General features: G+C 70.7%; 14 protein-coding genes. 9 read left to right on the forward strand and 5 right to left on the reverse strand.

Translation table 11 applies throughout. From position 1 onward, the window contains the following. The first annotated feature begins 34 nt into the window (after positions 1-34). Both DEJ12_RS08860 and DEJ12_RS08865 read left to right on the forward strand, forming a co-directional pair. A complete protein-coding gene (locus tag DEJ12_RS08860; RefSeq protein ID WP_017886377.1) occupies positions 35-1039 on the forward strand; it encodes a DnaJ C-terminal domain-containing protein in 1005 nt (334 codons plus the stop codon). A 125-nt stretch (positions 1040-1164) separates the two neighbouring features. Further along, a complete protein-coding gene (locus tag DEJ12_RS08865; RefSeq protein WP_110865490.1) occupies positions 1165-1575 on the forward strand; it encodes a heat shock protein transcriptional repressor HspR in 411 nt (136 codons plus the stop codon). Positions 1576-1652: 77 nt separating this feature from the next. Here the strand turns inward: DEJ12_RS08865 and DEJ12_RS08870 are convergent, their stop codons facing one another. Continuing rightward, on the reverse strand, positions 1653-2177 hold the full coding sequence (locus tag DEJ12_RS08870) for a hypothetical protein (RefSeq protein ID WP_111029721.1): 525 nt from the start codon (positions 2175-2177) through the stop codon (positions 1653-1655). A gap of 79 nt (positions 2178-2256) precedes the next feature. After that, positions 2257-4182, reverse strand: coding sequence for a hypothetical protein (locus DEJ12_RS08875; protein ID WP_111029722.1), 1926 nt, complete (start codon positions 4180-4182; stop codon positions 2257-2259). Between the two features lie 234 nt (positions 4183-4416). Here DEJ12_RS08875 and DEJ12_RS08880 point away from each other — a divergent pair, with 234 nt between their 5' ends. Further along, complete coding sequence (locus tag DEJ12_RS08880; protein ID WP_181433163.1) at positions 4417-5760, forward strand: right-handed parallel beta-helix repeat-containing protein; 1344 nt, start codon at positions 4417-4419, stop codon at positions 5758-5760. 76 nt (positions 5761-5836) lie between these two features. Here the strand turns inward: DEJ12_RS08880 and DEJ12_RS08885 are convergent, their stop codons facing one another. Next, positions 5837-7882 (reverse strand): hypothetical protein, encoded by a 2046-nt coding sequence (locus tag DEJ12_RS08885; RefSeq protein ID WP_111029724.1) that lies wholly within the window; start codon positions 7880-7882, stop codon positions 5837-5839. A 121-nt stretch (positions 7883-8003) separates the two neighbouring features. Here DEJ12_RS08885 and DEJ12_RS08890 point away from each other — a divergent pair, with 121 nt between their 5' ends. Continuing rightward, entirely contained in the window at positions 8004-9149 is a 1146-nt protein-coding gene (locus DEJ12_RS08890) for a class I SAM-dependent methyltransferase (protein WP_258370615.1), read from the forward strand. Positions 9150-9221: 72 nt separating this feature from the next. Here DEJ12_RS08890 and DEJ12_RS08895 read toward each other — a convergent pair whose 3' ends face one another. Continuing rightward, entirely contained in the window at positions 9222-10052 is an 831-nt protein-coding gene (locus DEJ12_RS08895; RefSeq protein ID WP_111029726.1) for an aldo/keto reductase, read from the reverse strand. Positions 10053-10125: 73 nt separating this feature from the next. Continuing rightward, positions 10126-10545: a hypothetical protein gene (locus DEJ12_RS08900; RefSeq protein ID WP_027464885.1), complete on the reverse strand. Its 420-nt coding sequence runs from the start codon at positions 10543-10545 to the stop codon at positions 10126-10128. Positions 10546-10783: 238 nt separating this feature from the next. Between DEJ12_RS08900 and DEJ12_RS08905 the strand changes: the two genes are divergently transcribed. The 5 genes from DEJ12_RS08905 (at position 10784) to DEJ12_RS08925 (ending at position 18308) form a co-directional block, all read left to right on the forward strand. Continuing rightward, positions 10784-13498: a glycoside hydrolase family 2 protein gene (locus DEJ12_RS08905; RefSeq protein WP_111029727.1), complete on the forward strand. Its 2715-nt coding sequence runs from the start codon at positions 10784-10786 to the stop codon at positions 13496-13498. 151 nt (positions 13499-13649) lie between these two features. Further along, positions 13650-13934: a twin-arginine translocase TatA/TatE family subunit gene (gene tatA / locus DEJ12_RS08910; protein ID WP_111029830.1), complete on the forward strand. Its 285-nt coding sequence runs from the start codon at positions 13650-13652 to the stop codon at positions 13932-13934. Between the two features lie 104 nt (positions 13935-14038). After that, positions 14039-15457: an MFS transporter gene (locus tag DEJ12_RS08915; RefSeq protein ID WP_111029728.1), complete on the forward strand. Its 1419-nt coding sequence runs from the start codon at positions 14039-14041 to the stop codon at positions 15455-15457. A 53-nt stretch (positions 15458-15510) separates the two neighbouring features. Continuing rightward, positions 15511-17679 carry an ATP-dependent Clp protease ATP-binding subunit gene (locus tag DEJ12_RS08920; RefSeq protein ID WP_084740532.1) on the forward strand — a complete coding sequence of 723 codons (2169 nt, stop codon included), beginning with the start codon at positions 15511-15513 and terminating at the stop codon, positions 17677-17679. A 74-nt stretch (positions 17680-17753) separates the two neighbouring features. Beyond that, positions 17754-18308, forward strand: a complete 555-nt coding sequence (locus DEJ12_RS08925; RefSeq protein WP_111029729.1) for a DUF2231 domain-containing protein — start codon at positions 17754-17756, stop codon at positions 18306-18308. Positions 18309-18329: the final 21 nt, after the last annotated feature.

The following is an 18329-nucleotide window of genomic DNA, read 5'->3' on the forward strand; positions in this document are numbered from 1 at the left end:
CCCCACGGTGACGACAGAAGAAGGCAGGTGATCCATGGCCAGTCAGGATTGGTTCGACAAGGACTTCTACAAGGTCCTCGGCGTGTCCAAGGACGCCTCCGACGCCGAGCTGAAGAAGACGTACCGGAAGCTCGCGCGGCAGTTCCACCCGGACTCCAACCCGGGTGACGCCGCCGCCGAGAACCGCTTCAAGGAGATCAGTGAGGCGTACTCGGTGCTCTCCGACAAGGAGCAGCGCCAGGAGTACGACCAGGTCCGCGCCATGGGCTCCGGCGCTCGCTTCACGGCGGGCGGCGGGGGCCAGGGCGGCTTCGAGGACGTCTTCGGCGGGATGTTCGGGCAGCAGGGCGGTGGCGGACAGCGCGTCCGCTTCGGCCAGGGCGGCCCCGGCGGTGCCGGCGGTTTCGAGGACATCCTCGGCGGGATGTTCGGCGGGGGTGGCGGCTTCGGTCAGACCTCCGGCGGCTACCGCGGCTTCGGTGGGCCGACGAAGGGCCGCGACGTCACGGCGTCGACGACCCTCGACTTCACGACCGCGATCGCCGGTGACACCGTCAAGCTCTCGCAGGGCAACGGTCGACCGGTGAACGTCCGCATCCCCGCGGGTGTCGCCGACGGTCAGAAGATCCGTCTGCGCGGCCGCGGCGAGCCCTCGCCCGACGGCGGTGAGGCCGGTGACCTCGTGGTCGCCGTGTCGGTGCGGAAGCACCCGGTGTTCGAGCGCGACGGGCTCAACCTGCGCGTGGACGTCCCCGTGACGTTCACCGAGGCAGCGCTCGGCGCGACGATCGAGGTCCCGACGCTCGGCGGTTCGCCCGTGAAGCTCAAGGTCGCGCCCGGCACGCCGTCGGGTCGCGTCCTGCGCGTCAAGGGTCGCGGCGTCACGACGAAGAACGGCACGGGCGACCTGCTCGCGACCGTCCAGGTCGCGGTGCCGTCGCACCTGTCGGACAAGCAGCGCGAGGCCGTCGAGGCACTCGCGGCTGCGCTGCCCGACGAGAACCCCCGCGAGGACCTCCTCGCCAAGGCGCGTGACTAGCGTCGCGCAACCACAGCAGTAGACCGGTCTGGAGGCCCGGCGCGGCTCCGTCAGGAAGCCGCACCGAGCCTCCAGGCTGGTTTCCACCCCACGCGGACTACGGAAAGGAACGCGCCATGACCGACATGGACGAGAACTCGCCCGTCTTCGCGATCGCGGTCGCTGCGGAGCTCGCCGAGATGCACCCGCAGACGCTGCGGCAGTACGACCGGCTCGGCCTGGTCGTGCCGGGCCGCACCCGGGGTGGATCGCGGCGGTACTCGATGCGTGACGTCGCGCAGCTGCGCGAGATCGCGCGGCTCGGCTCCGAGGGAGTGTCGCTGGAGGGGATCCGGCGGGTGCTCGACCTGGAGAACGAGAACAAGGCGCTGCGCGACCGGGTGCGCGAACTCGAGTCGGCGCTGGCCGACCAGCTCATCAACCGGCCAGGCGCGCGGGTCTTCGCCGCCACCGCCAGCGGTGCGGCGATCTCGCTCAAGGCGGGGTCGCGGCCGCAGCGGAACACTCAGATCGTGCTGTACCGCGGACCGCGCTGACACGGGTGTTCGTGCCGACGGCGGACAGCGCGGACGCCTCCTGCTCGGAGGCGTCCGCTGTCCGTTCGTGGGAGTTCTCAGCGAGTGGGAGCGACGCCGACCGGGTACTCGAAGCCGGTGACGGCCCGAGCCGTGATCGTGTTCGCGTTGCCGAAGTACTCGAGTGCTCGAGCGGGAGTCCCCGTGATCCGCAGGGCCCCCGAATCGGTTCGAGTCCATAGTGTGCGCGCGGAGTCGCACGAGTTCGAGACGATGGTCCACCCGTTGCCGTTCGGACCGAAGGCCTGTAGGCACTTCCCGTTCTCGAACGTCACCTGACCTGTCTTGCCGACGGCGGGAGCGGTGACCGTCGCCGCGCGCGATGCGGCGCCCTCGAACGAGGTGAGGATGCCTGCCGACGCGACCACCGCGCCGTCCGATCGGAGGTCGAACGGCATGTAGACGTCGGCCTGCCGTTCCACCACAAGAGGGATGCGTTCCGTGGTGTCGGGCGCGTCGCCGGTGGCGGCGTGTGCCGCCGTGGGGACGAGGGTGATCGCTGCGATGGCGGCGAGGATGATGGACAGGCCGCGGAGGGGCCGAGCATGCTTGAGCTTGTTCATCTCTCCAGCATATGTGTATCAATGTGAAATACAAAAGGGGCGCCCGGGCAGAGCCGCGCGCCCCTCTCTCAACAGGCGGTCACCGGGTGTTCGCGAAGATTTCAGTCAGCGCCGTCTCGTAGGTGGTCCCCGAGATCGACACCCGGAACATGAACTGGAACTTCGTGGCGCCGCGGGAGACGACCCGCTCGAAGCTCCAGTTGCCCTCGGGGTCGACCGTGACGGTGCCGCGCACGATCTGTGTGCCCGATGCGTTGAGCACGACCATCGTCGCCCCGGCCGGTCCGGTGCCCTCGAAGGTGTTCAGGACGCCGGGGTCGACGGCGCGTGTGGTGATCTCGACCGGCGCGAAGCCTTCGTTGGCAGCGATCGTGAAGAGCTCGGACGGCTCTGGTCCCTGTTCGCCCTTCGTCTGCTCGATGACGAACTGGAAGCTCGCGGAACCGCTCGTCACCACCCGGTCGAAGGACCACTTGCCCTCGTCGTCGACCTGGTGCGTGCTGGGCACGATCTGCGTGCCCGAGACGTTCAGGACGCGGTAGCTCGCGCCGGGTTCGCCGGTCCCGGAGATCCGGTTCGACACCCCGGGGGTGACGGTCGCCGGCCCCGAGAGTCGGACCTCGGTCAGGCGGCCGGTCTCGCCGGGGTTGATCGTGACCTGTGCGGTGGTCGTGTTGTCGCCCTTCGAGCCCTGGACCACGCGGAGGACGTGCTCGGCTCGGTCCAGCGAGTCGGTGTCGACGAACCAGCGGCCGCTGGGCAGGACCCCCTCGGTGCTGCGTCCGACCGTGCGCTCGCCGTCGGCGGTCACCTCGACCACCTCGATGGTGGACCCCGGTTCGCCACTACCCGACATCGAGACCGAACCGCCAGCGTGGGCGGCGCCCTCGGCCGGGGTGGCGATGCTCACCGCGGCCCCGTAGTCGACGTTGCGGGTCACCTCGTTCGCGGTGTCGCGGACGCCGTCGACGAACTGTGCGGCAGTGACCCGCAGGACACCGCCGGCATCGGGTGCGGGGATCGTCGTCTCCCACGCTCCGTCCGGACCTGCCGTGACCGTGTCGCCGAGCTGGTTCCCCGCGGAGTCGTAGAGGCGGACCGCGGCCTCGGGCTGCGCGCTCCCACTGGCCGTCACCGGATCGGACAGGGCGTCGGCGAAGGTCGTCTCGAACGTGAGCGGTGCCACCGTCAGCGTGATCTCGAGCTCTGCGGCGCCGGTGCGTTCGGTTCCCTCGTACTGCTCGAGCTCGAGGGTGCTGGTGCCGAGGGGCAGGTTCGTGACGCGGGCCGTCCAGCGACCGTCGGGCCCGACGACCTGCGGGTTCCGACCGTCGATGAGGACCGTCGCGTCGGGGGTCCCCGTGCCGGAGACCTGGGCGCTCCGCGTCGTGACGTCCGTGGAGTCGACCCGTGCGGTGAACGAGGGCGTGAAGTCCTCGGTGTTCGGCAGTCGGTCGGCGACGTTCTGGGACTGCAGGCGCATCACCCGGTCGGTGTTGAACAGCCCGAGGAACCCGCGGTTGTAGGTCGACTGCAGGCCGGTGCCGATCGGGTTGTTCGAGCCGGTGTTCGCCGCGGTGCGGAACCGCTGCTTGGCGTCACCGTCGACGCACGTCTCGAGGGTGACGGGCGAGTAGCTCGTGATCGACGCGGTCCCGGCCGTCAGGCAGAGATCAGGGGCGGAGAGGGGCCGCACGGTGGTGACCGCTCCCGGGGCCGGGACGGACCACCGCACGGCTGCAGCCCGAGCGGCAGCCAGGGTGCTCGCTCGGTTCGCCGGGATCTCTGCGCCGGCCGCCGCCGCCGCCGAGGGGGCGCTGTACCGCGGGGTGGACGGGTCGCCGGCGAACGCCGAGGTCTCGGTGACGAGCGGGCCGACCATGGTCAGCTCCGACTCGTCGAGCTCAGCGGCGGCGGCCGGGGACAGCCCGGCGGTCGCGGCGATCGTCAGGACCGTCAGGCCGATTGCCGTGCGAGCGGTGGTCCTGCGGGGGTGTCTCGTCATCGATGTCTCTCTCGTCTCTGAGGGTGGATGGGCGGTACCGATCGGGTCCGTGTGACCTGATCGGAACGCAACATATCAGAGCTGAAAACCCATCGACTATGCGGCAACGCGAGATACAGAATGCCTTCCGTATTCTGAAATTCCGACGTCTCGACACGGCGCCTGGCGCGCCGTAGTGTTGCGGCGCAAGGCCGGGTGATCGGCTCGACGACAGGGGCAAGGATGGACGATCGGGTGCGGCCAGAGGAACGGAGTCGGCGTCGTGTGCTGGTCGCTGCCGTGGTCGGCGGACTCGGGCTGGCGGCGGCCGTGGTCCTGGGGCAACGCCCCGGATCCACCGAAGCGGTGGGCGACGCTGACGACGACCTGCAGACGGCACTGGACGCGGTGCCCTCCGGAGGGGAGTACGTGATCGACCGGGCCTGGACGCGTTCGCGGAGCCTCGTCGTCCGGCGTCCACTGCGGTTGCGGTTCACCGGCACCGGTGCCCTCCACATGACGACGGGGTCGAGTGCCCTCCTGGTGCAGGTGTCCGACGTCGAGATCGTGGACGCCGTGATCACGGGCGCCGGTGCCGACAGCGGGGCCCTCGGCCACGGGATCGCGGTGATGGGGCTTCACGGTGCTCCGCTGCACGGGATCGCCGTGCGACGCGGGCACTTCCGGGACATCCCGCACGACGGTGTGCACCTGGAGTACTGCGACCGATTCGAGATCACCGGGACGACCATGGAGCGCCTCGGGTACGCGGGCATCGTCGGGGTCGGCGTCGTCGACGGGGCCATCGACGGCAACACGGTGCGAGATGTCCGGCAGCCCGCGCGTCGAGTCAATTCCTACGGCATCTCCCTGACGCGTGACGCCCGGTACGCCCCCTCGGAGGCCCGCCGGTCGGCTCGGGTCCGGGTGACGGGCAACCGGATCGACGGCGTCCCCGCTTGGGAGGGCATCGACACGCACGCCGGCGAGGACATCGAGATCCGCGGCAACGTCGTGACGGGCTGCCGGGTCGGCATCGCCGCCGTGCCGTCGAAGGACCCCGCCGATCGGGAACAGACGAGCGTGGCGCCGATCGGACTGGTCATCGCGGACAACACCGTGACCAGGTCACCGGGTCTCGCACCGGGGTCCGCCATCATCGTGAGCGGTGCCGGAACGACCGTCGGTTCCACTCGGCCACGGGCAACGGGAGTGGTCTCGGGCAACGTCGTGACCGGTGGCGGCGGGTCCTCGGGTGAGGCGGGCATCCTGCTCAAGCTGACTCGGGGGATGGTGGTCGCCCGCAACCGGATCGAGGCGAGCGTCGACAACGCCGTCTGCCTCGCGCACTCGAACGCGTCGGTCGCGGTCCGTGGGAACCGCATCGTGGGGGTCGGTGGCACCGGGGTCGGGGTGAACGTCCGTGCGGGAGCGAACCACGGCGTGGTCACGCGGAACCACTTCGAGTCCGCACCGCACGCGCTGGCCGTGGCGGTCCGGTTCGGGGACGCGGACAACCGGTTCGCCGTCCGGCACAACACCTGGGGGACGGCACGGGTCCGGATCGCCCACGGCGGAGCGACGGTGACGACCGGCTGACCTCTCGCCCCCGACGCAGAGCACCCCCGGAGCCTCGTGGGCCCGGGGGTGTTCTGGTTCAGCGGTGGAGCGGCGATCAGCTCGCGGCGAGGGAGAAGGTGCCGGACTTCTTCGGGGTGCCGTTGACGGTCTGTTCGATGACGATGTCGAGCTTGGTGGCGCCCTTGGAGACGACGCGGTCGAACGACCAGGTGCCGTCGGCGGTGACCTGGTGGGTGCCGGGGACGATCTGGGTCCCGCTGGGGTTGAGGACCCGGAATGTCGCGCCGGGGGTGGCGGTGCCGGCGATGTGGTTCGAGACGCCAGCGGTCACCGTCTTCGTCGTGACCGTGACGTTCCGTTCCGCGGACGCGGCGAGGGAGAAGACGCCGGACTTCTTCGGGGTGCCGTTGACGGTCTGTTCGATGACGATGTCGAGCTTGGTGGCGCCCTTGGAGACGACGCGGTCGAACGACCAGGTGCCGTCGGCGGTGACCTGGTGGGTGCCGGGGACGATCTGGGTCCCGCTGGGGTTGAGGACCCGGAATGTCGCGCCGGGGGTGGCGGTGCCGGCGATGTGGTTCGAGACGCCGGCGGTCACCGTCTTGGTGGTGACCGTCACCGGGGCGACGGTCTGCGCCTCGGCTTCGAAGGCGATGTCCCGCATCACGGACGTGCGGCCGTCGGTGGTCGTCTGCGTGAAGGTGAGCTCGTACCCGGCCGTGCTGGTCAGGGCGGCCGAGGCCTTCCATGTCCCCACGCCGGAGCGCGCACCGGTCACGGGCGTCTTGAAGAGCTCACGGCCGCGCTGGTCGGTGGCGGTGATCGTCGCACCGGCCTCGGCCGTCCCCTCGAACGCGCGTGCCCCCGGCTTGTAGGTGTTGTCGTCCGTGATGCCGTCGACCTGCAGGAGACGGGGGAGGGCCACGCGCTCCGACAGGGACGAGAACCCCTGCCCGTCGAACCCGAGGTTCGCGATCTCGAGCTGCTTGCCGGTCTCCTGCGCGCGGATGACGTAGCTCCAGAGATCGCTGCGCGAGAAGCCGTCGATGACACGGTCGCCGTCGAGGATCCACAGGCCCGGAGCGCCGTCCGGTTCGCCGACGACCTGGACCCGGCCGTCGGTGTGGACGTAGACCGAGCGCAGTGTCGGCTTCGGCACGGACGCGTCCGTCGGGAGCTGCGCGAGCGGGGCTGCGGTGCGGCTCGAGGGTGTCCCGTCTGCCGCCTTCGCGACGACGTAGACCGTCGAGCCGATGCGTTCCTGCGGGACCTGTGCGACGTAGCCGGACTGGGTGAGGGTCGCTTCGGCGATCGTCGCTCCCGATGCGTCTTCGACGACGACCGAGCCGACGGACTCCGCGTACTGACCGGTCACCACGAACGAGCCGTCCAGGCGCCGTTCCGTGGTCTCGAGGGTGGGTGCGGCCGGGGCGTCGCTCGCAGACGGTGCGAACCGGACGTCGCGCAGCTCGTTGGTCCGACCGTCGGGCGTCGTCTGCGTGAGGGTGATCACGTGGTCGGCGTCGGCGAGGTCGGCGTCGGCACTCCAGGTGCCGGTGCCGGCGCGCGAGCCGCTGGCCTTGGCCGTGAACAGGGTGTCACCGGACGCGGTGTCCTTCGCGACGATCGTGGCTCCTGCCGTCGCGCTGCCGGCGAAGTGGGTGGTGCCCGGCGTGAACGTGTTCTGCTCCTGCAGTCCGTCGACACGGATGCTCCGCGGCATCGGGACCCGCTCGCCGCGGGTCTGCGTGCCGTCCGCGGCAGTGTGGACCCGGATCACCTCGAGCCCGGCATCCTGGTGACGGTCCTGCACGGTCAGGAAGAACAGGCCGCCCCCGGTCGAGCGGTCGTAGGCCTTGTTGCCGATGACGAGCCAGACGTCGTCGCCGCCAGCGTCCCCGGCGACGGTGCGGGACCCGAACGGCGTGCTCCAGTCCTGGTAGAACTTCGGGGCTGTCAGCGAGGGATCGACGGGAACGGCGTCGAAGTCGGGATTGTCCTCCTGCACGGTGGAGCCCGACGATGACGCGGGAGTGGTGGTGGCAGCGGTGGCGACGGCTGGCGTCAGCAGGCCGAAGCCGAGGGAGGCGGTGAGGACACCGCAGACGACTGCGGCGCTCCGGAACGAGGTGGATGCCATGGGGGGCTCCTTCTGGTGGGGGATTCCCAGTGTATTGACATGTGAAATACGCAGCCTGTTGATATCGCGAGTGCGATCACCACTCGCTCCGGTGCGGGCCGCCGCCGGGTACGCTGACGCGGTGCCAGACTTCGCCGACCTCTTCCGCCGACGCGACGACGACGCGCCCGACCTCATCGCGATCGACGGCACCGACCGCTTCCTGCTCGACGAAGCCCCGCACGTGCACGGGGACGCACTCCGCCAACCCGGCGAGGTCGCGGTCGTCGACGACCGGTACGGGGTGCTGACGCTCGGCCTCATCACGCAGTACGGGGCGAGCGACATCCGCGTCGTGCAGGACTCCCTGGTGGGGGAGCGAGCGCTCGAGGCCAACGCCGGCACGTTCGGGCTGCGCGGCTTCCACCACCCCGACTCGCTCGAGGACGCGTTCCGCGACGTGCGGCTCGTGGTGCTGCGGCTGTCGAAGTCGCACGATCGCCTCGACGAGATCGCCCGCGCCGTCGCCCGGTTCGCCGCGCCCGACGTGGTGCTGCTCTGCGGCGGCAACGTGAAGTACATGCACGTGACGCAGAACGACGTGCTCCGGCGCTCGTTCGGCGAGGTCACGGCATCACGAGGCCGTGGCAAGTCGCGACTGCTCATCGCGCAGGACCCGCTCCGCGCACAGGCGAACCGCGCCGCGACGACGAACCCCTGGCCCCGGTCGGTGCACGTCGACGACCTCGGCATGACCCTGGTCGCCCACGGCGGTGTGTTCGCCGGGACGTCGCTCGACCAGGGCACGCGGGTGCTGCTCGACGCGATGGACCAGGCGGTCCCGACCGCACGCACGATCGTCGACCTGGGGAGCGGCAACGGCGTGATCGCGGCTGCAGTCGCTCGTCGGCGACCGTCGGTGCGGGTGACCGCCACCGACGTGTCCCGCATCGCGGTCGAGTCGACGCGCGCGACGGCGGAGGCCAACGGCGTGGCCGACCGGGTGACGGTGCTGCGGACCGACGCGGGCGACGAGCTCGCTGAGGGGTCCGCACAGCTCGTGCTCTGCAACCCGCCGTTCCACGCGGACACCACGGTGACCACGGACACGGCCGAGGCGATGTTCCGGAACGCGGCCACGATCCTCCAGGCCGGTGGTGAACTGTGGTGCGTCTGGAACACGCACCTGCGCTACCGGCCGGTGCTCTCGCGCCTGGTCGGTCCGACCCGGGAGGTCGTCCGGACCCCCAAGTTCACGGTGACGGCCTCGGTCGCGACCAACCGCTGACCGGCCACGGACGGCGAGAGCCGCCCGGGCTGACCCGGACGGCTCTCGCGACGTGGTGCGGTGGGGGACCGATCAGGCCGGCACGTAGTCGAACGTGTCGGGGTCGGGGCCCGTGCGGTGACCCTTGTCGAGGGCGGTGATGTCCGTCATGTCCTCGTCCGAGAGCTCGAAGTCGAAGATCGCGAAGTTCTCCTCGACGCGGGCACGCGTGACCGACTTCGGGAACACGATGTCGCCGCGCTGGATGTGCCAGCGGAGGACGACCTGGGCCGGGGACTTGCCGACCGACGAGGCGACGCGGGTGATGGTCTCGTCGTCGAGGACGAGGCCCTGCGCGATCGGGGACCAGGCCTCGGTCGCGATGCCGAGCTCGCGGTTCACGGCGCGGAGGTCGTCCTGCGCGAGGTACGGGTGCACCTCGATCTGGTTGACCGACGGCGGGACGTCGGTCTCGGCACGCAGGCGGTGCAGGTGGTGCGCCTGGAAGTTCGAGACACCGATCGAGCGGGCGGTGCCGGCGTGGTACAGCTCCTCGAGGGCCTTCCACGTCGGGACGAAGTCCGAGACGGTGGGCAGCGGCCAGTGGATGAGGAACAGGTCGGTGTAGCCGCCGAGCAGGTCGGCCGACTTCTTGCCGTTCTCCAGCGCCGCCTCGGGGGCGTGGAAGCCGTTGTTGAGCTTCGAGGTGACGAAGATCTCGGAACGGTCGATGCCGGACTCGGCGATCGCCTCGCCGACCTCCTTCTCGTTGCCGTACATCTCGGCGGTGTCGATGTGGCGGTAGCCGACCTCGAGCGCGGCCAGTGTGGCGGCCTTCGTCTCGGAGGGGTCGATCTGGAAGACACCGAAGCCGAGCTGCGGGATGGTCTTGCCGTCGTTCAGGGTGATGTTCGGAACGGTCATGGTGTCATGCAACCAAACGCCCCTCAGCGCCCATTCCGCCAACACCCAGGAACGGCGACCCCGGGCGTGCCGTTCAGGCGAGTGCAGCCGTGATGTAGGCCTGGAGGGCCTGGCCGTACGCGATCGCCGGCACCTCGGACGCGAAGCTGCGGTCGGCCCCGCCGATCGTCGCCGTCACGGTGAAGACCACGCGACCGCCGACCTGCACGCGGGTCAGTCCGATGAACGACGGCCCGAGCAGTTCGCGCAGCTGGTCCTCACGGGGGAGCCAGAGCGACTCGGTGGCGGTGACCGAGTCGAGCGCCCACTCGGTGGTGCCGTTGAAGCCGAGGATCGTGCCGGTGGGGGAGTCGTGCCGCTCGACGGTCATCTCGGACACCGTGTAGACGTCGTCGTCGATGCCGGGCTTGTCGATCACGAACCGGTCCCCGGTCTCGGGGTGCCAGCGGAGGCCGGCGTCACGGAGGGACCTGGCGAGTTCGACGGTGATCACGTTCCCACCTTGCCCGCGCGACCCGCCCCTGTCACCACCTAGGTTGCCGAAAGCATCCCGTACTAGCATCGCCGAGCACCCCTCGCGCGAGCGCAACCCGTTCGTGCGCGCGACGTGACGACGCCCGGGCAACCGGTGCCGAGCCTCCAGGCCGTGGGAACCGGCCGCGGGTCGGACCGCCGGTCGACGTCCCCGACCGAGGCTGACGGACACCCTGCCGCCGAAGAGAAGGACCCGCATGACCCTCGAACGCGAGGAACTCCGCGACGACTGGACCGTGACGATGGCCGGAGGAACCGGTGCGCCGGACGGCGTCGCGGGCCGCACCATCCCGGCGACGGTGCCGGGCCAGGTCCACACCGACCTGGAGCGGGAGGGCCTGCTGCCGGACCCGACGTTCCACCTGAACGAGCAGGCCGCGAAGTGGGTCGGCCGCGCCGACTGGGCCTACCGCCGCACGGTCGACGTCGACCCGCGGGGCCACGAGCGCGTCGACCTGGTCTGCGACGGCCTGGACACGGTCGCGGAACTCAGCCTGGACGGCGTCGTCGTGGGCACGACCCGCAACATGCACCGCCGGTACCGGTTCGACGCCCGCGTGCAGACGGGGTCGGGCGGCACCACGAAGGACCTCGAGATCCTGTTCGAGTCGCCCTACCGCGAGGCCGGCCGGGTCGCCGCGAAGGCCGGCAGCATGCCGGGGCCGTACGACGAGCCGTTCCCGTACGTCCGCAAGATGGCGTCGAACTTCGGCTGGGACTGGGGGCTGACGGCGGTCACGAGCGGCCCCTGGCGGCCCGTCGCGATCGAGCGCTGGTCGACCGCGCGCCTGCGCGAGGTCCGCCCGCTCGTGGACGTCGAGGCCGGCGAGGGCGTGCTCGACGCGCACATCACCGTCGAGCGCTCGGGCATGAACGACCTGGACCAGGACGGCGAGGACGACGACCTCGTGCTCGTCGTCACCGTCAGCGGCGAGACCGAGGACGGCGGCACCACGCGCCAGCGGTCCCGCGCGCAACTGACGCCGAAGGACGACGAGACCGTCGTCACCGTGCGCGTCCCCGAGGCGCGGCGCTGGTGGCCGCGCGGCTACGGTGCGCAGCCGCAGTACGACGTCGTGGTCGAGCTGCAGACCGTCGACGGCGAGGTGCTCGACCGCGACACGTTCCGCACCGGGTTCCGGTCCACCCGCATCGAGACCCAGGTCGACGGCATCGGCCGCCCCTTCGCCGTGCACGTCAACGGCACGCTCATCGACGTCCGGGGCGTCAACTGGATCCCCGACGACGTCATCGTCTCGCGCGTCGACCGCGTCCGACTGGAGTCCCGGCTGGGTGCCGCGGCCTCGCTCGGCACGAACCTCGTGCGCGTCTGGGGCGGCGGAGTGTACGAATCGCGCGACTTCTACGAGGTCTGCGACGAACTCGGTCTGCTCGTCTGGCAGGACTTCCCGTTCGCGTGCTCGGCCTACCCCGAGGTCGAGCCGATCCGCAGCGAGGTCATCGCCGAGGCACGCGACAACGTCGCCCGGCTCGCCCGCCACCCCTCGCTGGTGGTCTGGAACGGCAACAACGAGAACATCTGGCTGCACGACGCCGACGGCTGGGGTGCGGAGCTGGGCGATCGTGGCTGGGGACTCGACTACTACCTCGACCTGCTGCCGACCATCGTCGACGCGGTCGACCCGTCGCGCTTCTACACGGTCGCGTCGCCGTGGTCCGGCTCCGAGTCGCTGCCCGCGAACGAGGTCGACCACGAGACGCACCACTCGTGGGACGTCTGGAACCGGCTGCCCGACACCGCCTACCGCGAGTCGGTGCCGCGGTTCGTGTCGGAGTTCGGTTGGCAGGCGCCGCCCGCCTGGCGCACGCTGCGCGAGGCGGTCACGGACGCGCCGCTGCGGGTCGACTCGCCCGGTGTGGTCCACCACCAGAAGGCGGCGGACGGGATGGCCAAGCTGGCCCGCGGGCTGGAGCCGCGCTTCGGCGCGGTCGACCCGGCCGCGTTCGACGCGTGGCACTACCTGACGCAGCTGCAGCAGGCGCGGGCGATCGCGACCGGCATCGAGCACTGGCGCACGCACTGGCCGCGCAACACCGGCGTGGTGGTGTGGCAGTTGAACGACCTGTGGCCGGTGTCGTCGTGGTCGGCGATCGACTCGGCGGGGCGCCTGAAGCCGCTGGCGCACGAGCTGCGCCGCCTGTACGACGACGTGCTGCTGACGATCCGTCCGGTGTCGTCGGTGACGGTGACGCCGGGTGCGGCCGGTACCGCTGGTGCGTCGGGCGCGGTCGCCGCGTCGGGTGCGTCGGGTGCGTCGGGTGCGGAGCGGACGGGAGGCCCGGATCACCCGGGTGGGTCCCCTGCGGTCGGCGAGACGGCTGACCTGGGCGAGCTCGCGGACACGCTCTCGCTGGGCGTCTCACCCGGTGCGTTCGGGTCCTCGCCCGTCGAGGTGGCCGTCCGGTCGACCCGCACCGGGCACGACAGCGTGGTGCGGGTGCGCCGGATCACCACGGCCGGCACGATCCTGGCCGAGGCATCGCTGCCGGTCCGGCTGTCGTCGGCCGGCGTCGCGGTCGTCGCCCTGCCCGAGTCGGTCGGTGTCGTGGACGACCCGGCCAACGAGCTCGTCATCGCGGACATGGACTGGCGCCGCGCGGTCTGGACCCCCGGTCCCGACGCCGCGATGCGGTGGGAGCCCGCGCGCTACCGGACCTCGTTCGCGGTGGTCGACGGTGGCCTGGACCTGACCGTCGAGGCCGACTCGCTCGTCCGCGACCTGCTGGTGCAGCCGGACCGGGTCGCGACCGACGGCACGGTCGACCGCGGGTTCATGACGCTGCTGCCCGGCGAGCGGGTGGTGTTCCGGCTCGGCGGTGTGACCGAGGCCGACATCCCGGCGCTCCGCGAGGCGCCCGTGCTGTGGAGCATCGACGGCGTCCTGCGGTGACCGGAGCGCTTCCCTGGGCGAACGGTGTCCGTTCCGAGGACCGGCCTGGGCATCCAGGGGCGGGGGAGTTACCATGGAGGGACACGGACTTCCGCCGCGGTGATCGACGACGATCAGCGGACGGCGACCAGTTCCAGATCAAGGAGTCATGATGATTGGTAACCTGACCGGCCTTCACCTGCTGATCATCCTCGGGATCGTCATCCTGCTGTTCGGCGCGACCAAGCTCCCGGCGCTCGCCAAGGGCCTCGGCCAGTCGATCAACATCTTCAAGAAGGAGATGTCCGACGACGAGAAGAAGGCCCAGGCCAACGGCACGGCTCCGGACGGCACCGTGCAGAACAGCACCGTCCAGAACGTCCCCGCCGAGCCCGCCGCCGGTCCGGTCCTGAACCCGGGGCCGACCGCGCAGCCGAACACCGACTCCCGGCGTTAGGACACCCAGCCCCGTCCTGTCGGCAGCCCCCGCGACCACACCGGTCGCGGGGGCTTCGTCGTGCGGGATCGACCGCGGGGTACCCGGTGCCGCAGGATGAGCACATGACCGCTCCCGTTCCTGTTCCGGCCCCCGTGCCGCACGGCGTCGCGCCGCTCCGGGACGACCGGCGGATCGTGCTGGTGGTGGCGATCCTGGCGTCGTTCGTCGTCGGGCTCGACTCGAGCGTCGTGAACGTCGCACTCCCCGCGATCCGGCAGGAGCTCGGCGGCGGACTCGTCGTGCAGCAGTGGGTCGTCGACGCGTACCTGGTCACCCTCGGCTCGCTCATCCTGGTCGCCGGCAGCCTGTCCGACCTGTTCGGCCGCGTCCGGATCATCACGTGGGGGCTCGTGGTCTTCGGCATCGCGTCCGTGGTGTGTGCGATCGCCCCGACCGGCGAGGTGCTCATCGTCGCCCGGGCACTGCAGGGCGTCGGCGGGGCGCTCGTCATGCCGAGCGCGCTCGCCCTCATCGTCGCCGCGTTCCGCGGGGCGGCGCAGGCGAAGGCCATCGGCACGTGGACGGCGTGGTCGAGTGCAGCCACGATCCTCGGTCCCGTGGTCGGCGGGCTCGTGGTGGACGGCATCGGGTGGCGGTGGGTCTTCGTGCTCACCGCGGTGCCGATCGCCGTGACGATCCCGCTGGTCCTGCGCATCACCGGCGACGTGCACCCCGCCGTCCGCCCGCGCATCGACGTCGTCGGGGCCGTGCTCGCCGTGGTGGGTGTCGGCGGTGTCGTGCTCGGCCTCATCGAGCAGGAGCGGTTGGGGTGGGGTGCGCCCGTGGTGGTCGGCGCGCTCGTGCTCGGCGCCGCCGCACTGGTGGCGTTCGTGCCGTGGGAACTGCGGGTGACCCGGACGACGGGGTCGCCGCTCGTGCCGCTCGAGCTGTTCCGGGCGCGGAACTTCACGGTCGGCAACCTCGCGACGCTGTCCATCTACGGGGCGCTCGGCATGGTGTTCTTCGTCGTCACCCTGTTCCTGCAGGAGGTCTGGCGGTTCCCGGCCTGGCTCGCCGGCCTCGCGACGCTGCCGCCGACGATCATGCTGCTCGCGCTGTCCACCGCCGTCGGGTCCTTCGCCGGTCGGTACGGCCCGCGGTGGTTCATGGCCGCGGGGCCGGCGGTGGGCGCGGTCGGTGCGCTCCTGCTGCTGCTCGCCGGCGACGACCCGACCGGGTACTGGTGGTCGGTGTTCCCGGGGCTGGTGCTGATCGGCGTGGGCATCGCGCTGATGGTCACACCCCTGACGAGCGCGGTGCTCGGGTCGGTGCCGCAGTCCGAGGCCGGGTCCGGTTCGGCCGTGAACAACGCGGTCGCGCGGATCGCCGGACTCGTGACGGTGGCACTGGCCGGCGTGGTGCTCGGCGGTGAGGTGAGCGTCGACGGGCTGCACCGGGCCATGGTGGTGATGGCGCTCCTGCTGGCGGCCGGTGCCGTCGTCTGCGCCGTCGGGATCCGGAATGTCCCGGAGCGCACGTAAGTTGAGTGGAGTAGACTCAACTCCAGGACCACCGCAACGAAAGGACGGAACGCATGGCGAACCTCCAGGGCGCTCCTGACTCCCAAGAACGACAGAAGACCGCCCTCGAGCAGTACGGCATCGACCTCACGGCGATCGCCCGCAGTGGCAAGCTCGACCCCGTGATCGGCCGCGACTCCGAGATCCGGCGCGTCTCCCAGGTGCTGACGCGCCGCACCAAGAACAACCCGGTGCTCATCGGCGAGCCCGGCGTCGGCAAGACCGCCGTCGTCGAGGGGCTCGCGCAGCGCATCGTCGCCGGGGACGTCGCCGACTCCCTCAAGGACAAGCGGCTCATCTCGCTCGACATCTCCGCCCTCATCGCCGGCGCCAAGTACCGCGGCGAGTTCGAGGAGCGGCTCAAGGCCGTGCTCAAGGAGATCAACGACTCCGACGGGCAGGTCATCACGTTCATCGACGAGCTGCACACCCTGATGGGTGCCGGTGGCGGCGAGGGCTCCGTCGCGGCGTCGAACATGCTCAAGCCGATGCTCGCCCGCGGGGAACTCCGGCTCATCGGCGCGACGACCCTCGACGAGTACCGCGAGTACATCGAGAAGGACGCCGCGCTCGAGCGTCGCTTCCAGCAGGTCTACGTCGGTGAGCCGAGCGTCGAGGACGCCGTGGCGATCCTCCGCGGACTCAAGGAACGCTACGAGGCGCACCACAAGGTGACGATCAACGACTCCGCGCTGGTCGCGGCCGCGAGCCTGTCGAACCGGTACATCTCCGGCCGGCAGCTGCCCGACAAGGCCATCGACCTGATCGACGAGGCCGCGAGCCGACTCCGCATGGAGATCGACTCCAGCCCCGTCGAGATCGACGAGCTGAAGCGGAACGTCGACCGTCTGCGTGTCGAGGAGTTCGCGCTCAAGCAGGAGAAGGACGACGCCTCGAAGGCCCGCCTCGAGACCCTGCGCAACGAGCTGCGCACCCGCGAGGAACGGCTGGCCGAGCTCGAGCAGCGCTGGCAGGCCGAGCGCGCGAGCCTGAACCGGATCGGTGAGCTCAAGCAGCAGCTCGACGACCTGAACATGCGGTCGCAGCGAGCCCAGCGCGAGGCCGACTACGAACTCGTCTCCCGGCTGGAGTACGGCGAGAAGCCCCGAATCGAGGCCGAGCTCGCCGCCGCCGAACAGGCCGAGAGCGCCGACCGGATGGTGAACGACAGCGTCACCGACGAGGACATCGCCGCCGTCATCGCGCAGTGGACGGGCATCCCGCTCGGCCGGCTGCTGCAGGGTGAGACCGAGAAGCTCCTGCACCTCGAGAGCGAGCTCGGCCGCCGGATCATCGGGCAGCGCACCGCCGTGACCACCGTGTCCGAGGCCGTTCGTCGCACCCGCGCCGGCATCTCCGACCCGGACCGCCCGACCGGTTCGTTCCTGTTCCTCGGCCCGACGGGTGTCGGCAAGACCGAGCTGGCCAAGGCGCTCGCCGAGTTCCTGTTCGACGACGAGAAGGCCCTCGTCCGCATCGACATGAGCGAGTACGGCGAGAAGCACTCCGTCGCCCGCCTGATCGGTGCTCCGCCCGGGTACGTCGGGTACGAGGCCGGTGGACAGCTCACCGAGGCGGTCCGCCGCCGTCCGTACTCGGTGATCCTGCTCGACGAGATCGAGAAGGCCCACCCCGAGGTGTTCGACGTGCTGCTCCAGGTGCTCGACGACGGCCGGCTGACCGACGGCCAGGGGCGCACGGTCGACTTCCGGAACACGATCCTCGTGCTGACGTCGAACCTGGGGTCGCAGTTCATGACGGACCTGTCCCTGAGCGACGCGCAGCGGGAAGAGGCGGTCCGTGAACTCGTGCAGCAGGCGTTCCGGCCGGAGTTCATCAACCGGCTCGACGACATCGTGGTGTTCCAGGCCCTGACGGCCGACGACCTCGGGCAGATCGTGTCGCTCTACGTCGACCGGCTGGCTCGTCGCCTGACCGACCGCCGACTCGAGCTCGCCGTCACCCCGGAGGCGCGCGGCTGGCTGGCCGAGCGTGGTTACGACCCGCTCTACGGTGCGCGGCCGCTCCGCCGCCTGATGCAGCGGCAGATCGACGACCGGTTGGCACGCGCCATCCTGTCGGGTGACGTCCGTGACGGCGACACCGTCCGGGTGGACGTCGCCGCGGACGGCGACGGCCTGACCGTCGAGCCCTTCGAGCTGGCCGAGATCGTCGAGGAGTAGCCCACCACGACGGACAGGAGGCCCGTCACCGGTTCCTGGGACCGGTGACGGGCCGTTCGTCTACCGTCCACGGCATGCCTGAGATCCGCGCGATCCGTCGCCTCACCGACGCCGTCGAGCACGCGAGCGTGCTCGACAAGGCCGTCGACATCGACCGTGCCGTCGTGAACGCCCTCGCCAAGCCGAAGGCGCTGCGCCAGCTGTTGCACGGTGTGCCGTTCGGCCACCCGATCCACCCGCTCATGGTGCAGGTGCCCCTCGGTGCCTGGATCTCCGCCGCGGTGCTCGACCTGGTCGGTGGGAAGGGCAACGCCAAGGCCGCCAAGACCCTGGTCGGTGTCGGGGTCGTCTCGGCGAGCAGCGCGTCGGTCGCCGGCTACGTCGACTGGTCCGAACTGAACCGCGAGCAGCGGCGCACCGGATGGGTGCACCAGGCCGTGAACTGGACCGGCCTGTCGTTGTACGGCCTGTCGTGGCTGCAGCGGAAGCGCGGCAACCACGGTGCCGGCAAGCTGCTCGGCTTCGCGGGTCTCGCCGTCGTCAGTGTCGGCGGGTACCTCGGCGGACACCTGTCCTACCGGCAGCGTGCCGGCGTCAGTGACCACGGTGAGGTGCCGTTCGACGCCTGATTCGCTTCCCAGGTCCGGCAA

The organism is Curtobacterium sp. MCLR17_059 (assembly GCF_003234665.1).
In the GTDB taxonomy this organism is placed as follows: Bacteria; Actinomycetota; Actinomycetes; order Actinomycetales; family Microbacteriaceae; genus Curtobacterium; species Curtobacterium flaccumfaciens.

Coding starts and splice junctions, on each gene's coding strand:
- DEJ12_RS08895 (WP_111029726.1), bottom strand. CDS start 10,052: ATGACCGTTCCGAACATCACCCTGAACGACGGCAAGACCATCCCGCAG.
- DEJ12_RS08925 (WP_111029729.1), top strand. CDS start 17,754: ATGCCTGAGATCCGCGCGATCCGTCGCCTCACCGACGCCGTCGAGCAC.
- DEJ12_RS08875 (WP_111029722.1), bottom strand. CDS start 4,182: ATGACGAGACACCCCCGCAGGACCACCGCTCGCACGGCAATCGGCCTG.
- DEJ12_RS08915 (WP_111029728.1), top strand. CDS start 14,039: ATGACCGCTCCCGTTCCTGTTCCGGCCCCCGTGCCGCACGGCGTCGCG.
- DEJ12_RS08870 (WP_111029721.1), bottom strand. CDS start 2,177: ATGAACAAGCTCAAGCATGCTCGGCCCCTCCGCGGCCTGTCCATCATC.
- DEJ12_RS08920 (WP_084740532.1), top strand. CDS start 15,511: ATGGCGAACCTCCAGGGCGCTCCTGACTCCCAAGAACGACAGAAGACC.
- DEJ12_RS08860 (WP_017886377.1), top strand. CDS start 35: ATGGCCAGTCAGGATTGGTTCGACAAGGACTTCTACAAGGTCCTCGGC.
- DEJ12_RS08865 (WP_110865490.1), top strand. CDS start 1,165: ATGGACGAGAACTCGCCCGTCTTCGCGATCGCGGTCGCTGCGGAGCTC.
- tatA (WP_111029830.1), top strand. CDS start 13,650: ATGATTGGTAACCTGACCGGCCTTCACCTGCTGATCATCCTCGGGATC.
- DEJ12_RS08885 (WP_111029724.1), bottom strand. CDS start 7,882: ATGGCATCCACCTCGTTCCGGAGCGCCGCAGTCGTCTGCGGTGTCCTC.
- DEJ12_RS08905 (WP_111029727.1), top strand. CDS start 10,784: ATGACCCTCGAACGCGAGGAACTCCGCGACGACTGGACCGTGACGATG.